Origin of the sequence: Hoeflea sp. BAL378, from assembly GCF_000759435.1 — a bacterium.
GTDB lineage: Bacteria > Pseudomonadota > Alphaproteobacteria > Rhizobiales > Rhizobiaceae > Hoeflea.
The window spans coordinates 13,155-31,348 of sequence record NZ_JRJG01000078.1; the positions used below are offsets into that span (position 1 = coordinate 13,155).

An 18,194-nucleotide genomic window follows, 5' to 3' on the forward strand; every position below is an offset into this window, starting at 1 on the left:
CGCCGCCCCGATGATCGACATCCGCAATGTCGACAAGGTGTTCGGAAATTTCCGGGCGCTCGACACGCTCAACGCCAGCATCGGCGAGGGCGAGTTCTTCTCGCTGCTGGGGCCGTCGGGCTGCGGCAAGACCACGCTCCTGCGCATGATCGGCGGCTTCGACGAGCCCACCTCGGGCGAGATCCTGATCGGCGGCAAATCGATGGCCGGCATTCCGCCCAACCTCCGGCCCACCAACATGGTGTTTCAGAGCTACGCCATCTTCCCCCACCTCAACGTCTCCGAGAACATCGCCTACGGCCTCAAGCGGCTGAGGCTCGGGCGGGAGGAGGAGGAAAAGCGGGTCAGGGAGGCGCTGGCCCAGGTCGAACTCTCGGAATTGGGGCCGCGCATGGGCAACCAGCTCTCGGGCGGCCAGCGCCAGCGCGTCGCACTCGCCCGCTCCCTGGTGATGCGCCCCAAGGTGCTGCTGCTCGACGAGCCGCTGTCGGCGCTCGACAAGAACCTGCGCGAGCAGATGCAGGTGGAGCTGAGGCACCTGCAGCGCCAGATCGGCATTACCTTCGTGCTGGTCACCCACGACCAGTATGAGGCGCTGTCGATGTCGGACCGGATCGCGGTGATGTTTGCGGGCCAGATCGCCCAGATCGACAGCCCCAAGGAGATCTACCAGAACCCCGCCACAAGGCAGGTGGCCGATTTCCTCGGCGGCATGAACTTCCTCACCGCCTCCGAGCTCGCCGTCGATGGCAAGGTGTTCAGGGCGGTGCTGCCGGGCATCGGCGCCATCACCGGCCATCTCGCCGGCAAGGCGATCTCCGATCCCGCGAGCGCCATCATCGGCATCAGGCCCGAGCGCCTGCGCATCGTCTGGGAGGGCGAGACCGCGGACCATATCGTCACCGGCAAGGTGGTCGACCGCAATTATTACGGCGAAATGACCTCGCTGGTGGTGGGCATCGAGGGCCAGAGCGAACGCGTGTCGGTTGTCGAGACCAATGATTTCGGCGCCGACGACATTCCCGTAGGCTCCGACATCGCCATCACCTACGACCGCGACGCCTTCATCATCATGCAGGGCTGAGCCGCGAGGCCACCTTTCATGCCCATGAGAAAGGCGCCGCATGAATGGCGCCTGAGAGAGCTGACAAACCCCGCAACTTCGACCACTTGTCGTTTAGTGCTGGCTATCCCTCGACCCCCGTCATGCCGGACTTGATCCGGCATCCAGCGCGATCAAGTCCTTGATCGCGAAAGACTCTTTCACGGCGCCGACGCGCCGTGGCTGGATTCCGGCGCGGGGGCCGGAATGACGGAGGACATGGCTCCGTCATTCCGGGCAGGGCTTATCAGCAGTCCGAAGACGCCACATGGCGCCTTTTCCCGTTTCGCAGGACCGGCAACGATCAATACCCGGCCTTGATCTTCTCGAATTCGGCGATCATCTTCTGCTTGAGTTCCACCGGAACCGGCGACTGGAACAGCGTCTTGTCGACGAACGAGGCGAGGTCGTCATAGCCGGCGCCCTTGAGCGTTTCCGCGTCGATGGCGTCCATGCCCTTGGCGTTGCCGTGGCCGTAGCCCCATTCGGACACGATGTAGGAGGACACCGCCGGATCGAGCGTGGCGTTGATGTAGTCGTAGGCCTTGTCCTCGCTGCCTTCGCCGTCCTTGAGCAGCACATAGCCGCAGACCCAGGTCGACAGGCCTTCGTCGGTGTCCCTCTTGATGGCGACGGGCACGCCGTCGGCCTGCAGCGTGGTCGCGGTCTCGTTCCACGCCCAGGCGAGGTCGACTTCCTCGCCGGCAATCGCCTGGCTCAGCTCGGTGTTGTCGGTCCAGTAGAGCCGCACGTTCTTGTGCACGTCGCGCAGGAAGGCCGAAGCCTCCTCGAACTGCTTGTCCGTCATCTTGGTCCAGTCGGTGAGACCGATGGCGAGCGAGGCCAGCGCATAGGCGTCGTCGACATTGTCGCCGATCGACACCCGGTCCTTGAACTTCGGATCGGCGAACGCCTTGAGCGATTTGACCTCGGCCTCCTCGACCTTGTCGGTGCGGTAGGTGACGGCGGTGTTGCCCCATTCGAATGGCACCAGCCAGGCCTTGCCGTCGGCGGTGGTCATCAGGTCGGTCATCGACTTGAAGCCGGGCATGATGTTGTCCCACTCGGGGATCTTCGCGGTGTCGAGCGGCTTGAGCAGGCCGGCATCGCGCCATTTGCCCACGCTTTGCGAGCAGGGATGCGCCACATCGGCCCTGAAGCCGGTGCGAAGCTTCTGGAAGGCCTCCTCCTCGTCGCCGAAGAACGCGAAGGTCGGGGACTCGCCGTGCTTGGCGACATAGGCCGGGTGGAATGCGGGATCCTCATAGCCGGCCCAGTCGAACACGGTGAGCTGGCCGTCGGCGGCCTGTGCGGCCATCGGGGCAGCGCCGAGCGCGAGCGCCACGGCGAAACCGGAGATCAGTCCCCTCGTTGATTTTTTCTGCATTGGTGTTCTCCTCTATTGGTCTTCTGCTTTGATCGCGAGCGGTGTTCCGCCCGCGGCGAAATGCCTGGGGAATATCGTGCACAGCGCATCGAGCACGACACCGAGCGCCGCTTCGCGCTTGTAGCCGCGGCCGAACAGCATCATCCTGAGCCACAGGCCTTCCTGCATGGCGTAGATCGCATCCGCCGTGCTCTGCGGATCGAAGGCGTAGCCGCCTTCCACCTTGGCCTTCAGGCAGATCGAGGCCAGCATGGCGCGGTACTTGGCGTCGCGGTCCCAGGCCATCTCCTGGTAGGCGGGCTTGGAGCGCGATTCGGTGATCAGCGCGAACCAGGCGGCAAGCTTGCGGTGGGTGCAGATCTTCCTGTCGAGATCGGCCGTCACCATGGCGAGCAGTTGCGAGGCGGTGTCGGGCGCGGCCTTCTGCACCATCGCCTGCCAGTTGGCGGTGTACTCGTCCTGCAGGAACTTGATCGTCTCGGACAGAAGGTTGTCCTTGCTGGTGAAGTGAAAGTTGACGATGCCGCGCGACAGTCCGGCGCCGTCGGCCACATCGGCCAGCGTGGTGGCCGCATAGCCGCGCTTGGCGAGCGAATCGATGGTGGCGTTGATCAGTTGTTCGCGGCGCAGCGCCTTGGGCTCGCGGCGGCGCGCCGCCTCCGTGGCGCGGGTCGCCGGCGTGTCGTCGTCGGGAGGGGGAATCTCGTCCAGGGAATTCTTCCTTTCGGGATGGGCGCTCATGCCGCGGGCCTTGCGCCGAACACATGGGTCGGGCAGTGCTCGCCGCTGTCGAGCACCGTCTGCATGGCGCTCCAGGTCCTGATGTTCTTGTCGACATAATCCGCGCCGACGGCCTCGGCGACGGATGCATAGAGCGGCCCCGTGAGCCGCTCGAGCTCGCCGCGCGCGACCTCGCGGTACCATTCGTTGCGGTTGACGGTGCGGATGTCGACGAAGCCCGCCTGCGCCATCGCCCTCTCGTAGCGCGCGGCCGAGGCCATGCCGAAGCTCAGGCCTTCGGCGGCGAGATAGGCGCGCATTGCCTCGGACGGCGCGCCGTCATGGGAGGTCAGCCAGTCGCTCGCGGCAAACCGCCCGCCGGGCCTGAGCAGGCGGAAGATGTCCCTGAACAAGGTCTCCTTGTCGGAGACGTGGATCAGCGCATCCTTGGAAAAGACGATGTCGAAGCTCTCGACGGGAAAGGGCAGCGGCCCCGGCTCGCTGCGCACGAAACGCGCGATTCCGTCGAGCCCCTGCTCCCGGGCGCGCCTGGTCGCGAGATCCACGACCGGCTGCTCGACATCGTAGCCGACGATTTTGGCAGGCTCATATTCCCGCGCCAGGAACAGGGTAATGCCGCCCGAGCCGCAGCCGATGTCGAGCACCCGCTTGCCGGCAAAATCGACATCCGCGACCACGCGGCGGACCTCGTCCGGCCCGCCCGGCGACAGGAACCCCTCGCCCCACAAGGCTTCCAGGAAGCGGATCGCCGTGTCGTCATATTCCGGCGCGGCCTCGTCCGCGGCCGATCCGGGGGGCGCCTCTGATGTCGAATCGTCAATGCCGTCTGTCATGATGGAACGGGTTCCTCACTCAGTCGCTCGTGCCGAATTATTGGCGCAACGGGCGCATATTGCAACACGTTTGTTGAACGTTCATTCAATAGTGGGGTGAGCGGCGTCCCCGGCAAGGTGACATAAGGGACCTGTGCTGAGCGCTTTTCGGGGGACGTCAGCCAAGCCCCGGCGCCGGTCCGACGCGACCCGCGCCAAGCCCTTCGCGCGGTCGCGCGCATCCCCGGATCAGCATTTCGGGTGACCCGCCCGGCCGCGACACTCCGGAAGGAAGTGCGGCGTGACCTCAGATGCGGCCGGCATGGTGCGGCAGCAGCAGCCGCAGATGCGCATGAGCCTTGTCGAGCGCCTCGGTGCGGGTGATCGGCTGGCTCTGGATATGGATCTGCAGCCACAATCCGTCGGTAAACGCATCGATGGAATCGGTCAGCAGTTCCGGGTCGGGACCGCCGGTCGTCTCCACCAGCTCGCGGCAGCAGGCGAGCATCGCCTGATGGCGGGCGTCCTCGGCCTCCACGCAGATCTTGTTGTAGAGCGGCTGCGCGCCGGCCTCGCCCCAGAACGAGAACCACAGCGCCAGCTTTTTGCGGCTGCAGATCGACGGGCTGAAATCGGCGCCGATCAGGCCGAGGATCCGGTCGAGCGGATCGGGCGAGGCGAAGGCCGCGCGCCAGGCCTGCTCGTATTCCTGCAACAGCCGCGACAGGGTCTCGGTGAGGAGCCCATCCTTGGACTTGAAGTGGAACACCAGAGCGCCCTGCGACACGCCCGCCGTGGCCGATACATTAGCGAAGGTGGTGCCGGAGATGCCATGCCGCGCCACCACGTCGACGACGGCATCGATCATCCGCGCCTGGGTGCGCAGGCTGGTGGGCGAGATCTTGCTGGTATCGGCTGGCTGCGACATTTGCCCTGTCTACTGCATATTTGCGCAAAGCGGAATCGGTTCAGACCATGAAATTATGCAGCCGGTCAACGCGCCCGCGCCATAGCCGTTCCATCCGCCGGATCGCACTTACTCAGGCCACGAAGACTTTAGAGAACAAATTTTTTGACTGAACGCTCAGTTTATTCTAGCCTTGGATTTTACCAATCCGGAACTCGCCATGAAATATGACGCGATCATCGTAGGAGCAGGCCACAACGGCCTCACCGCCGCCTGCTTCATGGCCCGGGCCGGCCTGAAGACCGTCATCGTCGAGAAGGAGGACCATGTCGGCGGCGCCGCGGTCAGCCTGTCGCTGACGCCGGGCTGGACCTATTCGAACTGCTCCTATGTCTGCTCCCTGCTCCGCCCGGAGATCATCCGGGCGCTGGAACTGCCCAAGCACGGGCTGCAGGTGATCCCCTACGAGGGCGGCGCCGTGTTTGATTCCAAGGGCGACTATTTCGCCTACATGTCCGACCATGACGCGCTGCGCCGCGAGTTGATCCGCCATTCGCCGCGCGACGCCGACGGCTACGAGCGCTATTCCCGCGCGGTGATGCGCCAGTGCAAGTTCATCAAGCCGCTGCTGTTGCGTACCGCGCCCGATCCCGCCTCGATGAAGCCGCGCGACATTTGCGAGCTGCTCTACATCCTCAAGCGCTTCCACAATCTCGGCCCGCGTGAGATGGCCGAGACCGTGCGCTTCTGGACCATGTCGATCGCCGAGTATCTCGACCAGTATTTCGAGACCCCGATGATCAAGGCCTATATCGCCGGCTCCGGCATCATCGGCACGGGCCTGGGCCCCTACTCGCCCGGCACGGCTTACGTGCTGCTGCACCACTACATGGGCGAGGTCGACGGCGCCATCGGCGCCTGGGGCTTCGCCCGCGGCGGCATGGGCTCCATCACCCAGGCCATGGCGCGCTCGTTCGAGGCTTCCGGCGGCGAGATCCGCATGGGCTCCGGCCTCGACCATTTCACCGTCCGCGACGGCAAGGTCCGCGGCGTCGTGCTCGAGAACGGCGACGAACTCACGGCCGAAACGGTCGTGTCCGGCATGGATGTGCGCCGCACCTTCGTCGACCACACCGACGAGAAGGAATTGCCCGCCGATTTCGTCAAGGGCGTCAAGCGCTACCGCTTCCGCGGCTCGTCCGGAAAACTCAACATCGCGCTCGACGGCATGCCCACATTCACCGGCGCGCCGAAGGACGCCTCGTTCCTTCGCGGCGACCTTCATTTCCTCGACGACATGGAGGAGATCGAGCGCGCCTATGACGACTGGAAGGACGGCAAGTGGTCGGCAAGCCCCTATGTCGATTTCCTGATCCCGACCCAGATCGATCCGACCATGGCCCCGCCCGGCAAGCATTACGCCACGATCTTCGTCCAATATGCGCCCTACGAACTCGCCAATGGTGAGTGGAACGACGCCAACCGCGAGGCCTTCGCCGAGACGGTGATCTCGAAGATCGAGCGGCACAGCCGAGATTTCCGCAAGCTGATCGTCCACAAGGAAATCCGTAGCCCGAAGGACATCGAGGATCAGGTGGGCCTCACCGAAGGCAACATCTTCCAGGGCGAGCTCACCTTCGACCAGTTGCTGTTCAACCGCCCGGTGCCCGGATACGCGCAATACCGCTCGCCGATCAAGGGGCTCTACATGTGCGGATCCTCCACCCATCCCGGCGGCGGCGTCATGGGCGCTCCCGGCGCCAATGCCGCGCGCGAGGTGCTGAGCGACCTCGGCCACAAGATCGACATGGGATTCTCCGCATGAGCCCGCGCTACGATGCCATCCTCATCGGCGCCGGCCACAACGGCCTGGTCGCCGCGGCCACGCTTGCTCGCAAGGGCAGGAAGGTGCTGGTGCTCGAGGCCCGCGATCATCCCGGCGGCATGCTGGGCGACCCGGCGTTCCGCGTTGCCCCCCTGCCCTACGCGCTGCGCCCGGAAATCGCCAAGGCGCTGCAGCTCGACCAGACCATGCTCTACAAGGCGAAGCCGCTCGATGTGCTGAGCTTCGGCGCCGACGGGCCGCCGCTGCGGGTCGCGGGCGGACTGGCGACCGGTGTCGACATCGCCACCGCCGAGGCCTATGCCGCACTGTACGCCCGGCTCGGCCGCCAGGCGAAGGCGCTTGGCGCCATGCTGCTTGAGACTCCGCCAAGCCTCGGCAAGGCGAATCTCAGCGAGATGGCCGGCTTCGCCCGCATGGCGCTGAAGATGCGCCTGCTCGGCAAGACGGAAATGCGCGACCTCCTGCGCATCATTCTGTCGAACGCCTGGGACCTGCTCAACGACGAGATCGGCGACGGGCCGCTCGCGGGCCTCCTCGCCCTGGACGCCACGCTCGGCGGCGCCATGGGGCCGCGCTCGCCCGGCACTGTGCTGACGCTGCTCTACCGCATGGCGTCGCATTCGCCGCACGGCCACGGGCTGAGGCTCATGCCGCAAGGCAGTCCCGACGCGCTGGTCACGGCGCTGGCCGACTGCGTCAAGGCCGCGGGCGGCGAGATCCGCACCGGCGCGCCGGTCGAACGCATCCTGGTCGAGGGCGACCGCGCGGCCGGCGTGCGGCTGGCCTCCGGGGAAGAGATCACGGCCCCGCTGGTGCTCTCCAACGCCTCACCGAAGACCACGCTGATCACGCTGCTGGGCGTCGCCCATCTCGACGGCGAATTCGTCCGCCGTTGCCGCAGCATGGCGTCGAAGGGCATGGTCTCCCGCCTCGATTTCGACGTCGCCGAACCGCCGGCAGTGCGCTGCGGCGGCGCGCTCCTTTCCGGCCAGCGGCTGGTTGTTGCACCCTCGATGCAGGCGATCGAAACCGCTTTCAACGCCGCCAAATACCGCAACCTGCCCGATCGCCCGGCGCTCGAAGCCGTCTATGACGGCGCAACGAGACGCCTGTCGGTCAGCGCCCAGTTCACGCCCTACGACCTCGCCGGCGGCTGGACCGACGAGGCCAAGGCGAAGCTTTCCGCCTCCGTCCTCGCCGTGCTGGAGGAGGCGCTGCCCGGAATCGCCTCGACCGTGACCGGGTCCCGCGTCATGTCGCCCGCCGACATAGAGGCCGGCTATGGCGCGGCCGGCGGGCACTGGCACCACGGCGAATTGCGCGTCGACCAGTTGCTGATGCTCAGGCCCTTCGACGGCGCCGCGCGCTACCGCATGCCGGTCGCGGGCCTCTATCTCTGCGGCGCGGGCGCCCATCCCGGCGGCGACATTTCCGGCGCCGCAGGCTTCAACGCGGCCCGCGCCGCCCTTCGCGACGGGGGACACTGACATGCAAGCCACCGCAACATCCGCCCCGCTCGTCCATCTGGGCCTCGAGCCCGGCCCGTTTCACGAGCGCCTCGTCGCCCACAACCGCCAGCGGGCCTGGATGAACTGGATGGGCTACGCCTCGCCCTCCGTGCTCGACACGGTCGAGTTCGAGTATTTCGCCATCCGCAACCAGTCGACGCTGTTCGACATTTCGCCGATGTGCAAATACGCCATCACCGGCCCGGACGCGGAAAGCGTGGTCAACCGGCTGGTGACGCGCGACATCAGAAAGCTCAAGCCCGGCCGCGTCGCCTATTGCATCTGGTGCGACGAGGACGGCCAGGTCGTCGATGACGGCACCGTGTTCCGCTATTCCGCGACCGAGTTCCGCCTCTGCTGCCAGGAGCCGCAGCTCTCCTGGCTCGAGGACATCGCCTGGGGCTTCGATGTCGAGATCCGCGACGTTACCCGCGAGATCGCCGGCCTGGCGCTGCAGGGCCCGACCTCCTGCGCCCTGCTCAAGGACCTGGGGCTCGCGGGAATCGAGACACTGAAGCCCTTCGGCATCGCCGGCTACACCATCGCCGGCGCCGAGGTCAGCATCTCGCGTACCGGCTTCACCGGCGATCTCGGCTACGAGCTGTGGATGGAGCCCGCCGATGCGCTCGCGGTCTGGGACGCGCTGACGGCGGCGGGCAAGCTCCGCGGCCTGCGCGTCATCGGCTACGAGGCGCTGGAGATGGCCCGGATCGAGGCCGGCTTCCTGCTGCCGAAGGTCGATTTCCTCTCCGCCCAGACGGTACTCAGGGCCGATCGCGCCAGCACGCCCTATGAATTGGGGCTCGACTGGCTGGTGGCGCTCGACAAGCCGCATTTCAACGGCCGCCGCGCGCTGCTGGAGCTGTCCAAGAAGCCCCCGCGCCGAAAACTGGTGGCGATCGAGATCGAGCGCGACAAGCCGGCCCACAATGCGCTGGTCTATCACAGGAAGACCCGCGAGGTGGGCATGGTGACCTCGGCCTTGTGGTCGCCCACCTGCAAGCGCAACATCGCCTATGCCTGGCTCGACGCGCCCTACGGCCAGACGGTCGCCGGCGACCTCTGGGTCGAGATCTACCTGCAGAAGGAAATCCGCTGGCAGCGGCGCATGGCGCGGTGCCAGCCGGTGGACAAGCCCTTCTTCGTCCATCCCCGCCGGTCGGCCACGCCGCCCGCCGATTACTGAGACACCGGACATCCGGTCGTCGTCGAGCATGGCGCCGACCGGACTTGGAGACGCCAATGCAGCCGATTGCGGCCGACAGCGCGGAAGACCGGGAGCAGCTCGCCCTGCTCCGCCTGCCGCTCGGCGTGCCGGGGTCGGGCATGCACCGCTACGGCGCGGCGATGTATTTCTACCGGCGCGGAAAGCTCGACGCGGACGAGCTCGAGGCCTACCGCATCTGCTGCAATCTCGATTCCGAGGACCCCGCCGCCGTGTCCCGCTCCCGCAGGCCGCCCGACGGCGGCGATTGACTGGTCCCGCGATGCCGCCTACAAAATCCCTCCACACTTTGCAGAACCCGGGGAGCCGGGGCTGGGTCTGAACGGAGCGCGCCGGGTTGCCGTCCGATTCTTGACCGGACAAGGCCCTTCTCCCCCAACCCATTGATTGGCTTCGACATCCCTCAGATACGGTTTTTCAGCCAGGGCGGCGCAGTGCCGCGATCGGGAGGCTTGATCCATTCATTCAAACCGGCGAACTGCCGGACCGCAGAGAAGACAACAGACGACGATCGATAACCGGGAGGATCTCATGATCACGACGACACGCAGAACCGCACTTTCCATGTTTGCCGCCACGGCCCTCGGCCTGGTGGCCGGCGCCGCCTTGACGCCCGCCGCCCAGGCCGCCGACGCCATCAAGATCGGCATCCTGTCGCTGACCTCGCACTCGCCCAGCATCATCGCCGAGGGCAAGGGCTATTTCGACGAGCAGGATCTCGACGTCGAATTCGTGAGCTTCCAGGCGGCCCAGCCGATGGCGGTGGCGATCGCCTCGGGCGACATCGATTTCGGCATGACTGCCATTTCCGGCGGCCTGATCAGCCTGGCCGAAAAGGGCGCCGTGCGCATCATCGGCGGCGCGCTGCAGGAAACGCCGGAGATCGAGGGCCAGAAGATCCTGGTCTCCAAGGCCGCCCATGACGCGGGCGTCACCAGCCCCGACAAGCTCGCGGGCCGCAGCTTCGGCGTCACCACCCAGGGCTCCTCGTTCCACTACATGGCCCACAAGATCGCCGACAAGGCCGGCTTCGACCGGTCCGAGCTCAAGATCACGCCGATGCAGAAGGTGCCGGCCGTGATCGCGGCGCTGAAATCCGGCCAGATCGACGCCTGGTCGATCGTCCCCAATATCGCCGGCGCGCTGACCAAGGGACCCGAAGTGGTCGAGATCGGCAAGATCTCCGACTACATCGACAATTACCAGGTCACCACGGTCTTCACCTCGACCAGGAACGTCACCGACAACCGCGAGCTCGTCACCCGGTTCCTCGCGGGCCTCTCCAAGGGCATCGACGATTACAACGCCGCCTTCGTCGACAAGACCATGGGCGCCGACGACGTGGCCGCGATCACCGGCATGGTGCACCAGTATGTCTATGCCGACCAGCCGATCGACAAGGCCGGCCCGCGGATTGCCGCCGGCGCCATGCGCATCAATTCGGGCGCCAGGCTCAACGTCGCCAGCGTCGAGGACCAGCTCAAGTGGTTCCAGTCCGAGAAGCTGGCGCCCGAAGGCGTGACCATGGAAGACCTGGTCGACACCAGCTTCGTCGAGGCCTACTGAGCGCGAGACCCGACAAGCGAGACAGCGGCCCGCGGCGTCATCGTCGCGGACCGCCCGGAAATGACAACCAGGATACCCGGCCATGGAACTGATCCTCGATCGCGTCAGCCATTCCTATGGGAACGTTGAGGTTCTGAACGACATTTCGCTGTCGGTCGGATCGGGCGAGATCGTCTGCATCGTCGGCCCTTCGGGCTGCGGCAAGTCGACCCTGCTCCGGATCCTCGGCGGGCTGGAGAAGCCCGACTCGGGCGCGGCCCTGATCGCCGGAGATCCACCGGCCGACAGTCTCAATCCGCTCACCTATGTGTTCCAGGATTTCGCGCTGCTGCCCTGGCGCACGGTCGAGGGCAATGTGAGCCTCGTGCTCGAGGACCATGCCATTCCCAAGGACCGGGCGCGCGCCATCATCGCCGATGTGCTCGCCCGCACCAAGCTCAGCGAATTCGCCGGCGCCTGGCCACGGCAGCTCTCGGGCGGCATGAAGCAGCGCGTGGCCATCGCCCGGGCGCTGTCGGTCAACCCGGCGGTGATGCTGATGGACGAGCCGCTCTCGGCGCTCGACAGCCAGACCCGCGACCTGCTGATGGACGACCTGGTCGATCTCTGGGGCCAGGTCGGCTTCTCCGCCTGCTACATCACCCACAATCTCGCCGAAGCCGTGCGGCTCGGCCACCGCATCGTCATGCTGTCGCGCCGGCCCGGCCGGATCCGCGAGATCGTCGACATCGACATTCCGCTCAATGAGCGGATCAATCATCCCGCCGAGACCACCGCGATCCAGCGCCGGCTCTGGGAAGCCATGCGCGACGAGGCCCGCGCCGCCGACCGGGAGCTGTCCGATGTCGCTTGACGCAGCCGACCTCGAGCAGCCCCGCCGCGCCACGGCCGACCTGCAGCAGAACCGCCATGTAGCAGCGGTCAAGCCGGTGCCGTTCCGCGGCGGCGGCTTCGTGCACACGCGCCACCGCTTCGTGGCGCTTTTCCTGTTCGTGGTTCTGGTGATCCTGTGGGAGATCGGCTCGCAGACCGGCTTCATCTCCAACATTGCGCTCCCCGCCCCGTCGGAGGCCGCGGGCGCCATGGCGGACCTGTTCGAGACCGGCATGATCTGGAAGCACCTCTCGGCCAGTCTCTACCGGCTGGTGATCGGCTGGAGCGTCGGCAGCCTGATCGGCGTCACCGTCGGGCTCGCCGTCGCGCTGTTCTCGATCGTGCGCGCCGGCGTCTCCCCCTTCGTCTCGGCGCTGTTTCCGATCCCCAAGATCGCGCTGCTGCCGCTGTTCATCATCTGGTTCGGCATCGGTGAAGGCTCCAAGGTCGCCACCATCCTGTTCGGCGTGTTCTTCCCCACCGTCATCGCCACCTATGGCGGGGTCGACAATGTCGACCGCAACCTGATCCGCATGGGTCAGTCCTTCGGCCTGTCCTGGCTGTCGATCGTGCGCAAGATCATCATTCCCGGCGCCCTTCCGGCCATCCTGTCGGGCTTCCGCATCTCCGCCTCCATCGCCATCATCCTGCTGGTGGCGGCCGAAATGATCGGCGCGGAATTCGGCATCGGCGCCTATATCCTGATGGCGGGCGCGCTGTTTGCCACCGACCAGTTGATCGCCGGCGTCGCCATGCTCTCGGTGCTGGGGCTCACCGTCGGCTGGCTCATCAGCCGGGCCGAACGCTGGCTGCTGCGCTGGCGCGCCTGATCACAGCTCTCACCAAACGAAACGGGCCGGACCCACGTCGATGGATCCGGCCCGCCTGTCATCCGTTCAGCTCAGATCAGGACTTGAGCTTGGTCCAGACCTTTTCGCGCAGGTCCTTCGACGCCGGCGAGCAGGCCTCGAAGGCGCGCAGCCTTTCATTGTACTCCTCGGGCGTATTCACCGCCGGGTCGTTCCTCAGGTCTTCCTTCAGGAATTCGCCCGAGCCCGACACCGCGTTGGAATAGCCGGTGTAGTTCGATGCGATCGCCGCCACTTCCGGCGACATCATCCAGTTGACGAAGGCCTTCGCCGCTTCCATGTTCGGCGCGTCCTTCGGGACCGCGATGACGTCGGTCCAGAAGGTGGTGCCTTCCTTGGGATAGACATAGACCGCGTCCGGCTTCTTTTCCTTGACCCGGTGCGCGGCGCCGTTCCACTGCATGTGGACCGCCACTTCGCCCGCGATCATGCGGTCGATGGTGCCGTCATTGGAATAGAGCTTCACATGCGGCTTCTGGGCCATCAGCACGTCGAGGATCTTCTGCGCCTCGGCCGGGTCCTCGGTGCATTTGCTGACGCCGGTGTAATAGGCCGCCGCGTTCCAGACATCCGACATCTCGTTGAGCATGGCGATCTTGCCCTTCAGCTCGTCCTTGGGCTCGAACAGCTCCTTCCAGCTTTCCTCGAGCTTGCCGCCCGGCACCAGCGCGGGATCATAGGTGAAGCCGGTCGTGCCCCACATGTAGGGCGCGGAATATTCGCGCTTCTCATCGCCCGCCATGGTGGTAAACGCCGGCAGCAGGTTCTTGAAGTTCTCCATCTGGTTGACGTCGATCTTGGCGAGCAGGCCCTTCTCGACCATCACGCCGAGCGTGGTGCTGCCGGGAAAGATCACGTCATAGCCGCCGCCGCCGGCCTGCAGTTTGGCGAGCAGATCCTCTTCCGAGGCGTAATTGTCGACGCTGACCTTGGTGCCGGTTTCCTTCTCGAAGCGCTCCAGCAGTTCGGGCGCGAAATAGTTCGTCCAGTTGTAAAGATGCAGTTCACCCTCCGCCATCGCGCTGCCGCCGAATGCGGTGAGCGTGATCGCCGTGGCCACCAGCAGTTTGGCTGTATGCTTTCCTACCCTGTTGTTCCTGATCATGATGTTCTCCAATTGTGTGCGGGCGTTGGCGTCTCAATCGGGCCCGGTTTTCCGATTCTGATCCCGTCCCAGAAAGAGCGACAGGGAGACTAGAGAGAGCGACAAGAGCAGCATCAGCGAGGAGATCGCGTTGACCTCCGGCGTGACGCCGGTTCTCACCAGACCGAAGATGTAGATGGGCAGCGTGGTCGACCCCGCGCCGCCCAGGAAGAAGGTGGTGACGAAATCATCAAGCGAGATGATGAAGGCCAGCACCAGGCCCGAGAGAATGCCCGGAACCAGTTGCGGCAGCGTCACCCGCCAGAAGGCCCGCACCGGATTGGCGTAGAGGTCGGCAGCCGCCTCGCCGATCTTCGGGTCCATGCCTTCGAGCCGCGCCCGGATCGGCAGATAGGCAAACGGGATGCAGAACACGATATGGCCGATGATCACCGTGCCGAGCCCGAAGGTGAAGCCGAGGCTCGCGAAGAACATCAGCGTCGCCACCGCCGGCACGATCTCGGGAACCGTGATCGGCAGCGCGAAGACCGCGTTGATGCCGGCCTTGCCGAGGAAACGGTCGTTGCTCGCCATCCGCAGCGCCGCGAGCGTCGCGAGCGTCGTGGCGCTGACCGAAGCCACCGAGGCGATGATCAGCGAATTGGTCGCCGCCCCGACGATGTCGCGGTTGGCAAAGGCCACGCGGTACCAGTCAAGCGAGAACCCGGTCCAGACCGTCACCGTCCGGTTCTCGTTGAAGGACAGCGCGATCAGGATCAGGATCGGCAGATAGACATAGGCGAAGAACACCGCCGTTGCCGTGAACAGCCCCGGCCAGTGCCGGACGTCGCCCGGGAAGGGCCGCGCGCGGAACGGGTTGAGCCTCATTGCGATCCCTCCAGTTCGCCGCGGTAGCGCCGTGCGTAGAGCCCGAGCGAGATGAGTACCAGCAGGAGCAGGAACAGGCCGAGCGCCGCGCCGAACGGCCAGTTGCGCGCGCCGCCGAACTGGAAGCCGATCAGGTTGCCGATCATCAACGTCTTGCCGCCGCCGAGCAGCTCCGGCGTGATATAGGCGCCGAGCGCCGGCACGAACACCAGCACGCAGCCCGCGACGATGCCCGGAAAGGCGAGCGGCAGGATGATCCGGCGGATGGTCTGCCAGCGGGTGGCGTAGAGATCGAACGAGGCCTCGACCAGGCGGAGGTCGATCTTCTCGAGGCTCGCATAGATCGGCAGCACCATGAAGGGCAGGAACGAATAGGTGAGCCCGACGGCGACCGCGAAGGAATTGTGCAAGAGCGGCAGCGGTTCGGAGATGACGCCGAGCCACAGCAGCACCGAATTGATGGTGCCGTGATCGCGCAACAACAGGATCCAGGCGTAGTTCCTGACCAGCAGGTTGGTCCAGAACGGCAGCGTCACCATGAACACCAGCACCGCCTTCCACCTGGCGTTCCGCGTCGCCATGAACATGGCCACCGGCAGCCCGACGGCGAGCGAGATCGCCATGGTCAGGAACGACAGCCAGACCGAGCGCAGGATGATGGCCATGTAGTTGAAATTGAGCGCCAGCGTGCCGTCGAGTTCCCGCTCGAAGAACAGCCGGACATAGGCTTCCGGTGTGAACTGGTCCCACAGCACGCCGCCGGAATAGTCCCGCCCGCGGAACGAGATATAGGCCATCAGCGCCAGGGGAACGATCATGAACACGGTGATCGCCATCAGCGCCGGCCCGATCAGCAGGGCGCGGAACAGGATGGTCTTGCCCGCCCGGCTCATGACGGGTCGTCGGCCAGAACGGAGACGGAAGCCGCGTCGACCGACCAGCCGACGTGATCGCCCTTGGCGAAGGACTGGATCTTCGCCGTGTTGTTCTGCGAGCGGGCGCGCAGTTCCAGCCCGTCGGCGAGCTTGAGGTGAAAGATCGTGTCGGTGCCGTGATAGACGACGTTGGTCACCACCCCGGGCAAGGTGCCGGCCGAGGGCGCTGACAGGGCGATGCGCTCGGGACGGATCGCGAGCACCGCGCGGCCGCCCTTGGCCGCCGCCGATGCGTCATCCGCCCTGAGCGTGCCGACGCCGGAGATGGCGTAGTCCTGCCCGCCCATTGCCTGCACGGGAACCAGGTTGATCTCGCCGATGAAGCCCGCGACGAAACGGTGCTGCGGCTTGTCGTAGATCTCGCGCGGCGTCCCTATTTGCAGGATCTCGCCGCCATTCATCACCGCGATGCGGTCGGACATGGTCAGCGCCTCGTCCTGGTCGTGGGTCACGAACACGAAGGTGATGCCGGTGTCGGTCTGCAGCCGCTTGAGCTCGAGCTGCATGTCCTTGCGCAACTGCAGGTCCAGCGCCGACAGCGGCTCGTCGAGCAGCAGCACCTTGGGATGCGGCGCGAGCGCGCGGGCCAGCGCCACGCGCTGCTGCTGGCCGCCGGAAATCTGGGTAATGCGCCGGTCGGCCATGGATTCGAGCCGCACCAGCCGCAGCATGTCCTCCGTCACGCGCTTGATCTCGTCGCTTGGGCGGCCGAGCATCTCGAGCCCGAACGAGATGTTCTGGCTCACCGTCATGTGCGGAAACAGCGCGTAGTTCTGGAACACCGTGTTGACCGGGCGCTGATAGGGCGGCTTGGCCGAGAGATCCTCCCCGTCGAGCAGAACCGCCCCGGAAGTGGGCTGCTCGAAGCCCGCGATCAGCCGCAGCAGGGTCGTCTTGCCGCAGCCCGAGGGGCCGAGCAAGGTGAAGAACTCGTTCTTCCGGATGTCGACCGACACATCGTCCAGCGCCCGGAAGGCATGCGCGCCGCTTCCAAACACCTTGCTGAGCGACCGGACCGAGACCGCGCACTGGTCTTGCGCCGGGGAGAGAGTGGAAGATGGTGTCGATGTATTCAAAGGCGCTCCTTGAAGACTCTGCATCTTTCCCGATCGCTCGCGACGAACTTCGCCTGCGGCTTGCAAGGCCTTGAGAAGATGCAATTTTCACCATTTTACCGGCAATTAGATATTGAATGATCGTTCAGCAATTAGCCAGCAATGTCAAGGCAAAGGCCGGACTTTGCGGCCCTGTCCCGCCCGGTCCGGAGCGGCGCGCGGGCGCCGGGAGCCCCTGCGGGTCGCCCGCCGCTGGCCCGAGGCCGCTGCCTCCGGCCGCGATTTGCGGTGCGGTAACAGCGCATTAGCGCAATCGCACGTGCAGCTTTGATTTATATCAAGGATCTTTTATATTGCCTCGGGCACATCGTTGCCGGCGCTGAAATAAAGGATCCGTTCGCACCATGGTCGACATGTCGATTGCCAAGCCGGACCGGCTTGAGAATTTCCCGGTGACCTTCTTTGCCGTGATGATGGGCCTGCTGGGCCTGGTCCTGGCGATGACGGCGGCCGAACAGGCCGCTGGCGCCTCGGGCGCCGCCTCGCAGTTCATTCTCGGCGCGGCGGTGGCAGTCTTCGCCGTGCTGGCGGTCTTCTACGGCCTCAAGCTTGTCCGCCACCCCGCCGCGGTCAGGGCCGAGTGGAACCACCCGGTCCGCATCGCCTTCTTCCCGACCATATCGATCTCGCTCTTGCTGCTCGGCACGGCGCTTGCCCCGCGCATGCCAGGTCTCGCCTATGGCGTCTGGAGCCTGGGCGTCGCGGCGCAGGGAATCCTGGCGCTCAGCGTCGTCGCCAACTGGATCGGCCACCGCCCGTTCCAGCCGATCCACCTGTCGCCCGCCTGGTTCATCCCGGCGGTGGGCAATGTGGTGGTGCCGCTGGCCGGAGTCGGCTTCGGCGCGGTGGAGCTGTCCTGGCTGTTCTTCTCGGCGGGGCTCCTGTTCTGGATCGTGCTGCTCACCCTGGTGATGAACCGGCTGATCTTCCACGAGCCGCTGCCCTCGCGGCTGATGCCGACGCTGGTGATCCTGATCGCCCCGCCGGCGGTGGCCTTCGTCGCCTGGGTGCGGCTGACCGGCGACGTCGACGCCTTCGCCCGGATTCTCCTCAATATCGGCTATGTCTTCGCGCTGATCGTGCTCACCCAGGCGCCGCGCTTCTTCCGCCTGCCCTTCGCTTTGTCCTGGTGGGCGCTCACCTTCCCGGTGGCGGCGCTGTCGGTCGCCTCCTTCGTCTTCGCCCGCGAGACCGGCTCGGAGCCGCACCGGATGGTGGGCTTCGGCCTCACCGCGGTGCTGGCGCTGGCGGTGGCGACCCTGGCGGTGCGCACCGCGCAGGCCATCCGCGCCAAGGCCATCTGCCAGCCGGAATAGGCGCGCCCTAACTGGACCGA

The 18,194-nt window shown here is 65.8% G+C and carries 17 protein-coding genes; 9 read left to right on the forward strand and 8 right to left on the reverse strand.

All coding sequences use genetic code 11. The annotated features are described in order from the left end of the window. Positions 1 to 10 precede the first annotated feature (10 nt). Entirely contained in the window at positions 11 to 1,084 is a 1,074-nt protein-coding gene (locus tag LL06_RS16745; protein WP_035529428.1) for an ABC transporter ATP-binding protein, read from the forward strand. Between the two features lie 322 nt (positions 1,085 to 1,406). Here LL06_RS16745 and LL06_RS16750 read toward each other — a convergent pair whose 3' ends face one another. From LL06_RS16750 to LL06_RS16765, 4 genes are all read right to left on the reverse strand, one after another. Then, positions 1,407 to 2,420 (reverse strand): extracellular solute-binding protein, encoded by a 1,014-nt coding sequence (locus tag LL06_RS16750; protein WP_244447164.1) that lies wholly within the window; start codon positions 2,418 to 2,420, stop codon positions 1,407 to 1,409. A gap of 81 nt (positions 2,421 to 2,501) precedes the next feature. After that, positions 2,502 to 3,230, reverse strand: coding sequence for a TetR family transcriptional regulator C-terminal domain-containing protein (locus LL06_RS16755; RefSeq protein WP_081964028.1), 729 nt, complete (start codon positions 3,228 to 3,230; stop codon positions 2,502 to 2,504). Further along, positions 3,227 to 4,063 (reverse strand): methyltransferase domain-containing protein, encoded by an 837-nt coding sequence (locus LL06_RS16760; protein ID WP_052161663.1) that lies wholly within the window; start codon positions 4,061 to 4,063, stop codon positions 3,227 to 3,229. Before LL06_RS16760 ends, LL06_RS16755 begins: the two co-directional genes overlap by 4 nt. 286 nt (positions 4,064 to 4,349) lie before the next feature. Further along, positions 4,350 to 4,970, reverse strand: a complete 621-nt coding sequence (locus LL06_RS16765; RefSeq protein WP_035529430.1) for a TetR family transcriptional regulator C-terminal domain-containing protein — start codon at positions 4,968 to 4,970, stop codon at positions 4,350 to 4,352. 199 nt (positions 4,971 to 5,169) lie between these two features. Between LL06_RS16765 and LL06_RS16770 the strand changes: the two genes are divergently transcribed. The 7 genes from LL06_RS16770 (at position 5,170) to LL06_RS16800 (ending at position 12,797) form a co-directional block, all read left to right on the forward strand. Next, the gene (locus tag LL06_RS16770) at positions 5,170 to 6,774 is read left to right on the forward strand and encodes an NAD(P)/FAD-dependent oxidoreductase (RefSeq protein ID WP_035529507.1); all 1,605 of its coding nucleotides are present in this window, start codon (positions 5,170 to 5,172) and stop codon (positions 6,772 to 6,774) included. Then, complete coding sequence (locus LL06_RS28070; RefSeq protein ID WP_035529433.1) at positions 6,771 to 8,282, forward strand: NAD(P)/FAD-dependent oxidoreductase; 1,512 nt, start codon at positions 6,771 to 6,773, stop codon at positions 8,280 to 8,282. Before LL06_RS16770 ends, LL06_RS28070 begins: the two co-directional genes overlap by 4 nt. Position 8,283: 1 nt before the next feature. Continuing rightward, complete coding sequence (locus LL06_RS16780; protein ID WP_035529435.1) at positions 8,284 to 9,489, forward strand: aminomethyltransferase family protein; 1,206 nt, start codon at positions 8,284 to 8,286, stop codon at positions 9,487 to 9,489. A 56-nt stretch (positions 9,490 to 9,545) separates the two neighbouring features. Then, positions 9,546 to 9,779, forward strand: coding sequence for a hypothetical protein (locus LL06_RS16785; protein WP_035529438.1), 234 nt, complete (start codon positions 9,546 to 9,548; stop codon positions 9,777 to 9,779). A 280-nt stretch (positions 9,780 to 10,059) separates the two neighbouring features. Beyond that, a complete protein-coding gene (locus LL06_RS16790; protein WP_081964029.1) occupies positions 10,060 to 11,094 on the forward strand; it encodes an ABC transporter substrate-binding protein in 1,035 nt (344 codons plus the stop codon). Positions 11,095 to 11,176: 82 nt separating this feature from the next. Further along, positions 11,177 to 11,947 (forward strand): ABC transporter ATP-binding protein, encoded by a 771-nt coding sequence (locus LL06_RS16795; protein ID WP_035529444.1) that lies wholly within the window; start codon positions 11,177 to 11,179, stop codon positions 11,945 to 11,947. Beyond that, on the forward strand, positions 11,937 to 12,797 hold the full coding sequence (locus tag LL06_RS16800; protein ID WP_081964030.1) for an ABC transporter permease: 861 nt from the start codon (positions 11,937 to 11,939) through the stop codon (positions 12,795 to 12,797). Before LL06_RS16795 ends, LL06_RS16800 begins: the two co-directional genes overlap by 11 nt. Before the next feature lie 76 nt (positions 12,798 to 12,873). Here the strand turns inward: LL06_RS16800 and LL06_RS16805 are convergent, their stop codons facing one another. Genes LL06_RS16805 through LL06_RS16820 form a run of 4 tightly spaced genes read right to left on the reverse strand, consistent with a single transcriptional unit; the run spans position 12,874 to position 16,819 of the window. Continuing rightward, positions 12,874 to 13,941, reverse strand: a complete 1,068-nt coding sequence (locus LL06_RS16805; RefSeq protein WP_035529511.1) for an extracellular solute-binding protein — start codon at positions 13,939 to 13,941, stop codon at positions 12,874 to 12,876. Positions 13,942 to 13,974: 33 nt separating this feature from the next. Next, a complete protein-coding gene (locus tag LL06_RS16810) occupies positions 13,975 to 14,808 on the reverse strand; it encodes an ABC transporter permease (RefSeq protein ID WP_052161664.1) in 834 nt (277 codons plus the stop codon). Next, positions 14,805 to 15,701 (reverse strand): ABC transporter permease, encoded by an 897-nt coding sequence (locus LL06_RS16815; RefSeq protein WP_035529447.1) that lies wholly within the window; start codon positions 15,699 to 15,701, stop codon positions 14,805 to 14,807. The genes LL06_RS16810 and LL06_RS16815 overlap by 4 nt, the downstream gene beginning before the upstream one ends. Continuing rightward, positions 15,698 to 16,819, reverse strand: a complete 1,122-nt coding sequence (locus LL06_RS16820; RefSeq protein WP_280114122.1) for an ABC transporter ATP-binding protein — start codon at positions 16,817 to 16,819, stop codon at positions 15,698 to 15,700. Before LL06_RS16820 ends, LL06_RS16815 begins: the two co-directional genes overlap by 4 nt. Before the next feature lie 383 nt (positions 16,820 to 17,202). On the opposite strand from LL06_RS16820, the gene LL06_RS16825 reads away from it, so the two are divergent. Beyond that, entirely contained in the window at positions 17,203 to 18,174 is a 972-nt protein-coding gene (locus LL06_RS16825; protein ID WP_152599649.1) for an SLAC1 anion channel family protein, read from the forward strand. Positions 18,175 to 18,194 lie beyond the last annotated feature (20 nt).